At 60.2% G+C, this 7,465-nt stretch carries 8 protein-coding genes; 5 read left to right on the top strand and 3 right to left on the bottom strand.

Annotated features, from left to right (window positions below):
* The first annotated feature begins 668 nt into the window (after window positions 1-668).
* Window positions 669-1,433 carry a sulfite exporter TauE/SafE family protein gene (locus tag VQ042_RS24045; RefSeq protein WP_331822804.1) on the top strand — a complete coding sequence of 255 codons (765 nt, stop codon included), beginning with the start codon at window positions 669-671 and terminating at the stop codon, window positions 1,431-1,433.
* A gap of 285 nt (window positions 1,434-1,718) precedes the next feature.
* Here the strand turns inward: VQ042_RS24045 and VQ042_RS24040 are convergent, their stop codons facing one another.
* Window positions 1,719-2,027 carry a thermonuclease family protein gene (locus tag VQ042_RS24040; RefSeq protein WP_331822803.1) on the bottom strand — a complete coding sequence of 103 codons (309 nt, stop codon included), beginning with the start codon at window positions 2,025-2,027 and terminating at the stop codon, window positions 1,719-1,721.
* Between the two features lie 145 nt (window positions 2,028-2,172).
* Complete coding sequence (locus VQ042_RS24035) at window positions 2,173-2,445, bottom strand: hypothetical protein (protein ID WP_331822802.1); 273 nt, start codon at window positions 2,443-2,445, stop codon at window positions 2,173-2,175.
* Window positions 2,446-3,619: 1,174 nt separating this feature from the next.
* Here VQ042_RS24035 and VQ042_RS24030 point away from each other — a divergent pair.
* From VQ042_RS24030 to VQ042_RS24020, 3 genes are all read left to right on the top strand, one after another.
* Window positions 3,620-3,787 (top strand): hypothetical protein, encoded by a 168-nt coding sequence (locus VQ042_RS24030; protein ID WP_331822801.1) that lies wholly within the window; start codon window positions 3,620-3,622, stop codon window positions 3,785-3,787.
* 77 nt (window positions 3,788-3,864) lie between these two features.
* Window positions 3,865-4,200 carry a hypothetical protein gene (locus VQ042_RS24025; protein ID WP_331822800.1) on the top strand — a complete coding sequence of 112 codons (336 nt, stop codon included), beginning with the start codon at window positions 3,865-3,867 and terminating at the stop codon, window positions 4,198-4,200.
* A 137-nt stretch (window positions 4,201-4,337) separates the two neighbouring features.
* On the top strand, window positions 4,338-5,264 hold the full coding sequence (locus tag VQ042_RS24020; protein WP_331822799.1) for a hypothetical protein: 927 nt from the start codon (window positions 4,338-4,340) through the stop codon (window positions 5,262-5,264).
* A 103-nt stretch (window positions 5,265-5,367) separates the two neighbouring features.
* Here the strand turns inward: VQ042_RS24020 and VQ042_RS24015 are convergent, their stop codons facing one another.
* Complete coding sequence (locus tag VQ042_RS24015; protein ID WP_442880215.1) at window positions 5,368-5,616, bottom strand: MucR family transcriptional regulator; 249 nt, start codon at window positions 5,614-5,616, stop codon at window positions 5,368-5,370.
* Window positions 5,617-5,859: 243 nt separating this feature from the next.
* Here VQ042_RS24015 and VQ042_RS24010 point away from each other — a divergent pair, with 243 nt between their 5' ends.
* On the top strand, window positions 5,860-7,167 hold the full coding sequence (locus VQ042_RS24010; RefSeq protein WP_331822798.1) for a tyrosine-type recombinase/integrase: 1,308 nt from the start codon (window positions 5,860-5,862) through the stop codon (window positions 7,165-7,167).
* The last annotated feature ends 298 nt before the right edge of the window (window positions 7,168-7,465 follow it).

Genomic DNA, 7,465 nt, shown 5'->3' with positions numbered 1-7,465 from the left:
CGCGTCGCCGATCCCGTCCTACAGCGCGATGAAGGGGGCGCGGACGAGATCGGCGACGCTACCGCCGAGCTACACCACCTGTGGGGACACGACCGACACCTACAAACCACGGGTTTGCCGTCGGGCCGGGAATTGAGTGCCCGGATCTCGGCATGTTGACGAGGCTGTTCACAACGCCGCCCCGGCGAAGGACATCCACGATCCTGTCGTCATGAAACCCTGGCTGAGCCGTGGAGAGTGAGCGCCATGCCGCGTCGTCCGAGATCGATCCTGTCCTCGCTGACCAGCACGTCGCCATTACCGATAAGGCCAGCCCTTCGTTGTCACATGGTTCTCCATTGGCAGGAGAACGCATGAGAGTTCATTTCGTCGCGGATGAGTTAACGACGAAGTGCTGACCGCGGTTCTGTCGTCGGCGTCAGCTCGCCTCATGAGCGAGCCCGCTACTCTCAATGCGGCAACTGAAGCAGCGTTTGCTGTCTATATAGCGAGTGCCCCGTGTTCGGCTGGGCCTACAGCCGGTCGGGCACATCTGAGGCGGCGTTCCAACCTTCAATGCAGAAAGGAAAAACAACGCCGTATCATCGGCGGCTACGAAGTTTTCTGTTCCTTCCCCGCTATCGCTGAACCGCTATGCTCGATCCACCCTGCGGCTCGGAACCCTGTCAATGCTCGATTTCCTCTTGTTTGCCGTTGTAGGGGCTCTCGCGCAGCTGGTCGACGGGGCACTTGGAATGGCTTACGGCGTGGTTTCGTCCTCGGTTCTGCTCGCTACCGGCGTATCACCTGCCCAGGCCTCCGCGTCGATTCATGCGGCGGAACTCTTCACCACGGCGGCCTCTGGCGGCGCACATCTTGCCAACCGCAACATCGACTGGCCGCTGTTCTGGCGGCTGGTTCCCTTTGGCGTTGTCGGGGGAGTCGCTGGGACCTATGTGCTCACCGGCATCGACGGCTCAGTGGTCAGGCCGTATGTCGCTGCCTATCTGGGCATTATCGGCCTTTACCTGATCGTGCGCTCGTTTCGCAAAATTCCTCAAAAGCCCGTTCCCCTTCATATCGTTCCGCCTCTGGCGGCAACCGGCGGCTTCTTAGACGCAATCGGAGGCGGCGGGTGGGGCCCAGTGGTCACCTCCGGACTGCTGGGAGCGGGGGGCCAGCCGCGTTACGTAATCGGCTCCGTCAACGCAGCGGAGTTCGTAGTGACGGTCGCTGTGTCGTTGACCTTTCTCATCGCGCTCCTGACCGGACGTTGGCAAGCGGACATGACTGGGAACGCACTGGCGGTCGGAGGGCTTATTTTGGGCGGCGTCGTGGCGGCGCCGCTCGCAGCCTATGCAGTCAGGATCATTCCTGAAAAGCCGCTCCTGCGCCTCGTCGGCATTCTGATCTGTGCCTTGGCACTCTACCAGATTTCAGCGCTGCTTATCTGACTCACGCCCAGCAAGCCGCGCATCATGCGTGCAAAAACGGCGTGTCGATGCCCGGCTCAGTTTCAGGGCGGCATGAACGTGCAAGCTGATCTTTTGGCTGCCGCAGCCGGCGTAGCGGACCGGCGTTTCCAGCCCAACTATGTCAGGCGGCGTCCAATTGCTCGATGGCGCGCCCGCAAGCATCAGTCCAAAGGTGCACTGGCAGTCGTCGCAGGCAACGGTGAGCCGAGCCCCATTGTCTGCTAGTTTGTCCAGCATATCGATCGGCTTGGCTCGCTCTGAGTTCTACCGGCACCACCGATTTCCGTCGTTCGGCCATGGCTGTGACAGCCCTTCCTCGATCAGGACCATGGCGGCATCGCGCTCGTCCGAAAGGATGAAGTTGGCGAGTTCGCGTCCGTAGCGCCCGCGGCCACCTGTCCATTCGATGTGATACCCGTCCACTATCTGACGAAGCCGATCTCGCGCCTTCAGTCCAAGCGGCTTCTCCGCTCCGCATTCGGGCTGGCTGATTTCTGGCATGTCGACGTTCAGCGCCCGCCACTTATCGCCGCGTTCCCAGCCGGTGTCGCCGTCGACGATGCACGTCAGCATGCGCTATCTCCGCTGGAGCAGACCGGCACCGGGCCCGCCAAGGCAGGAGTCGAAAGAAGAGTGATGGCGAGCGAGATGGACACCACTCAACCGCGTCGTCGCCCGGCTTTGACGCCCTGCAGGCGTTATCGGCATTCGTGCAATGTCAGCGATACCGATAGTACCGATCCCGGTATCGGTAGCCACGGTCCCAACGCCCGCGGTGGTGTCGGCTCCAATCTCGATGACGGTAATAGTCGCGGTGCCGATAGCGCGGCCGGTCATCTATCACGAACACCGGTTCGGCATAGACCGGCTCCTCGTAGCTCACACCCGAGTAGGTTTCACTGTAGTAGCCGGTCTCGGCCACACAGCCACTCAGCATCAGGGCGCCGAGGCCGATGGCGGCATGTCGCAGCAAGCTCTTGATCTGTCCCATTCTCCCCGCCTCCTGGCAGGCATCATAAGGCCTTGTCAGGGCCAATCCGTCACTGGACGACGATGAAGTATGCGCACACAAAAGACCACACTGTAGCAGCGGCGTAGCAGCCATAAACGACGAGGTCGTGGTCATCCTCTTTCGTCTGTTCGCGGAAGGACAGGGCACGCATCGTGATCGCTCCTCTTGGTTGCCATGAGGAGTAAGCGCCCCGGACCGGGCGCAATTTCGATGGGTCGAGAAAAAGCGAAGGACTTGGTTTGCGAAGAGTTAACGCTGCGCGCGAAGGCTCGCCTAACCGAAGCGTTATGTTATAACGCTATGCATGTGCCGGGAACATGGTTTCCGGCAGCGCCAGTGCGAGCGAAGGGCTGCAATGGTTATCGATGGTCGGCAGATCAAAGCGGCTCGGGCCATTCTTGGCTGGACGGTGAGAGAGACGGCGGACGCCTCCGGTGTGCATCGCAACAGCGTCGTCAGGGTGGAGTCGGAAACCACATTCCCACGGTCGGCATGGGCGGCCGACAGGATCGCGGCAGCCATGGAAGCTGCCGGGATCTCCTTCGATCAGACGGACGACGGGCTGGGGGTGTCCTTCGAGGCGCGGCGGCATCGGACAGGGCGCAGATATACGCGACCGGCGCCTGATCGGATCGCCGCGTGACCCGGCCACCGTCCAATAAAATAGAGAGATTTAGGGGGAATCCTGTGCCGGCAGCACGATTAAGCGACCAATACGCGCGCGTGCGCGCGAGGGCTGCCAAGCGGCTGGAAATCGCTTCGTTGCGACAGGGGAAGGTTTTCCACGCATCACACGCGCGGGAAGGATGAGCCGTGGAACAGGCGTTATCTGACAGGCTGATTGATGCGGTCGCCCTCAATGCCTTCGAGCCTCTGCCCGGTTCGTCGCCCGTGCCCATCGTCGAGAACAAGGCGGGGTGTCGCTGGCCGCTGTCTGAGGGTGGGACCGTCATGGACATGGCAACCCACTACTGCGACCTGGAGCGCTCGCCGGGCTCGCCCTACTGCCCGACCCATAGGGCGATCAGCACGAAGCCAGCGCACCGCCTCAGCCAATAAACAAACGAGAAAAAACCAACATGGAAGCTAGTGGCGGAGCTGAACGACCGGAACCGGGATCACAGCAACGCCCCTGATGAAGGGAGTCAGTCAGGTGAAGCCATTCGAAACCTACCCGGAAGACCGAGAACTCCTCCTTTCGCTTGCGCGCGAGATTCAGACGCCCGACCTCGACATCGAGAAGATGGAGAAGAGAGCGATTGAGCTTGCCGACCTTGTGCAAGCAATCCTCGAAGACGAGGCCTGCGTGTTAGCTTCCTGAAATCATTGGCCGCTGCGCAGCCCGTATGGCGACCCATGTGCTGGCGGGAACGTTATCCGGTGAAGGACAGGACTCACATGCGGCAGGATCAGCGTGACAAGGCCCGGGAACGGAGCCGCCGATGGCGAGAGGCCCGGCGGAACACCCGGGTGCCAGAATCTCGCCAGATCGACCGCGCCATCGCTGCGGGCATCATTCACATAGTTCTCGCCGACCGAGCCCGGGATCGTATCCTCCCGCAGGAAATCATGTCCGAGCTGGCGAAGGTTGCCGCCTTCATTTTGGAAGAAGGGTACGATCGAGGCGGCGCCCACGAGGCCGTTGAAGAGCGTATGCGGGCACTCGGCAAATCCCTCGAAGTCGGCCGCGCCCGAGAGCGTCAAAGCCTCAAGAGCGCGTACGCCGTACGATGAAGTAATGGGGGCGTTTGCTGATCGCGCCCGGTATGTATGATGGGGCAGTGGCTGGAGCGGGACATAGGGAGCGCTGAGCTTTGCAAGGCTCCGGTGTTCCGATGCTTGAGTGCCCAGCGACTTCACTGGGGTGCCCGATGCCGCTGACGGTCCGTCACTATCTTTTCCCACCCGAAGGCGAGCCGCTGCGAATTTCGCGACGCCTGGCAGAAGGGTTGATTTCGGGTAACGACGCGATCCCTGATTTCGCGGGCACCCCACAGCGCGTGCTCAGCGCTGTCATCGACAACGATGAAGGGCAGCCGCAGGAAATCATACGGACGACGGGTGGAATTTGGCACTTCGACCATGAGGGCCGGATAGTCGATTCCCTTCAAGAGAGCTTCTTTCAGACGATGCAGAACGTTGAGCGTCGGGAGTCTCGGGACTCCGGCAAGGTTGTCGCTCTTGCTCCCAAAATCGGCCGGAAGCGTCATGCAGAGAAGTTCCGCTGGGAGCCCGGGCCAGCGGACATCGAGAAGGTGATTGCAGATATCTGGCCTAAGAAGGGGGTGAAGCGCCTGAAGGAGGTGAAGGGAGTAGCGCCGCGGCGGCCACCTTTAACGTGGAAGGCAAGGCGCGCGCTCGACGGGGCATCTGTGCATTTCTTCAAAATCTCGATGGCGCTTAGCGGTCTCAGCGAGCCGGGGCTAAAGGGTTTGGCGTTCGAGGCTCGGGAGCGGTCGACCCATCAGGATGACGATACCTTCCTCTACCGGGCTGTTGCAGAGATGACTGAGAGGCAACACGAAATTCTGCGACGACGCCGAACCGGAAAAGGCGTTTGGTACGCCGTCGTCAACGTCACACGCTGGGATGATGATCAGCACGGGACTATGATTGCCGAGCATGCTGAGCGTTGCGACGGCCAAGCCGCCGCAGTAGCGGCGGCTCGACGACTGCTCGCAAGGAATGCCGAGAAGTTCTCAGCCAACACAACGGTCGAAGTGTCTATTGTCACTGACCTTGAGCGCGAAGCCGATGAGACGGACGATCCCGGGGCGGCTGCCTCGCATGGGCTCTAGCCGCAGCATCGCTGAACTACATCACCAGTGCGGCCGAGAACGGTGTCGACGAGGGTAGGATCATGGATCAGTCCTGGCACACCGACATCGGCACCGACCGCTGCTACGTCTTACGGTTAGAAGTGGCCCGCGCTTCCTTCGCTTTTGGGGGACTTCCCTTCGCGTTCGGCTTACGCCCCAGTCCGAGCCGCTTAGCCAATGCAGACCGACGTGCCGAGTACTCCGGGGCCACCATTGGGTAATCCGTGCGCAGGTCCCATTTCGCGCGATACTCTGCCGGGGCGAGGTCGTGGGCTACCTTGAGATGCCGCTTTAGCGAGATTTCTGATTTCCCGCATTCCAGGCAGAAAATTTCTTCGCCCTCATTTTAGCTAGGCAGGATGGCGGAGAGGAAGTCCGTATTGACGGGGCGTCACACGCCGTCACGAACCGTCCCCTGCCGCTTATCTCTCCGCCTAACTGATTGTTTATCCACAGGATTTATCCGCTCAGGAGCGATCAATAGCGCCATGAGCATTCAGCCGGAAATAGGCGACTGGTGAGCGGCAAAAGGTGAGCGGTAGCGTGGCGACCAACCGAAAAGGACGCTCCGCATATGAAGACCGCATCCCCCCGAAAGGGGCTTACCCCCCGCACCATTTCCACGCTCGTCCAAGCCCGTCAGCCCGGATTGTGGGCGCATCGGTTCGGCCTGTCCCTCGCCATCTCCAAGGCCGGTTCCGCAAGCTGGACGTTCCGCTATACCGCGCCGTCAGGGACGCGCCGGCTGATGACGCTGGAAATCATCGACCCTCGCGAACCGATCACGGCGGCAGATTTGAAATCGCTTGAGCTTCGCGCCGAAGGCCTTCGCCTCGAAGTGCGGGCCGGCAATGATCCGCTCGTGATGCGCAATGGAGCGTCCACGGCGAGCACCAAACGATCCGGCGACACATTTGAGACTGTCGCGCTGGATTATATCGAGCAGCATCGCGACGAGTGGAAGAATGCCAAGCATTCTCAGCAATGGCAGAACACGCTGGCGACGTATGCTTATCCGATTGTCGGAAACAAAGCGCCGCACGAGATCAGCACGGAAGACGTGTTGAACGTCCTGCGCCAACCGCACACCAAAAACGGGACATCCGCGCCGCTGTGGAAGAACGCTCGCGAGACCGCATCGCGGGTGCGAAGCCGTATTGAGATCGTAATCGCGGCGGCAAAGGCAAAAGGCGTGTCCAACCGCGAAACGCATGACCTTTGGACGAACCATCACAACCCGGCGCAATGGAAGGACAATCTTGAGCACTGGTTGAACGGCAAGCAGTCCAGAGGCAACCATTCGGCTATGGATTGGAAAGAGGTTCCGACTTTTGCGCGAGAACTTCAAGGCAAACCCGACTTCTCCGCAAAAGCGCTCTTGCTGACCATTCTGACCGCCGTCCGCACGTCAGAAGCATTGAACGCGACGTGGAGCGAGGTTGATCTGAAAAGCGCAACGTGGACCATTCCAGCCGAACGAATGAAGGCCGGCAATGAACATGCGGTGCCGTTGTCGAGTGCGGCAATAGAATTGCTGAGAAGCTTGCCGCGACTAGACGGGAACCCGTATGTCTTTCCCGGTGCCAAACGCAACAAACCTCTGAGCAACATGGCGATGCTGATGATGCTTCGCGGAATGCGAGGCGATCTGACCGTCCACGGATTTCGATCATCGTTCCGCGATTGGGTGAGCGAGACGACGTTGCATCCCGATACAATCGCGGAAATGGCCTTGGCACATACGATCAAGGATAAGACCGAAAGGGCTTATCGGCGCGGCAATGCGTTTGATCGACGCAAGGACCTGATGCAGCAATGGTGCGACTATCTGAATTTAGATCGCAATGAATATAACGAAAAATGGTCGAAATTCATCGCGTGATTAGGAACGTAGGGGCTGATCCAAGCGGATCGGCCCTTTTCTTTGTGACGGTACTTGACGGCTCGTGTCACGCCATGTCTTCTTAGCATTGCCGCGCTCGGATGAGACGGCGCTAGGGTCGGATGGCCCATGCTGCGGTGAAGACGCAGTGCTCCGGGTGGATGCCCGAAATCCTGAAAACCAGAGATTTTGGAGAGGCACCCCGTGTCCGATCAAACCATCATTCTGACCGTCGCCCAGACCTGCGAACGGCTTACCATCAGCGAGCCCACGCTGCGCCGCTATGCGAAGTCCTCGA

The sequence above is a fragment of the Aurantimonas sp. A2-1-M11 genome (assembly GCF_036549475.1).
Taxonomy (GTDB): domain Bacteria; phylum Pseudomonadota; class Alphaproteobacteria; order Rhizobiales; family Rhizobiaceae; genus Aurantimonas.
The sequence above is the reverse complement of the archived record's forward strand: the minus strand, read 5'-3'. Positions and strand labels throughout refer to the sequence as shown.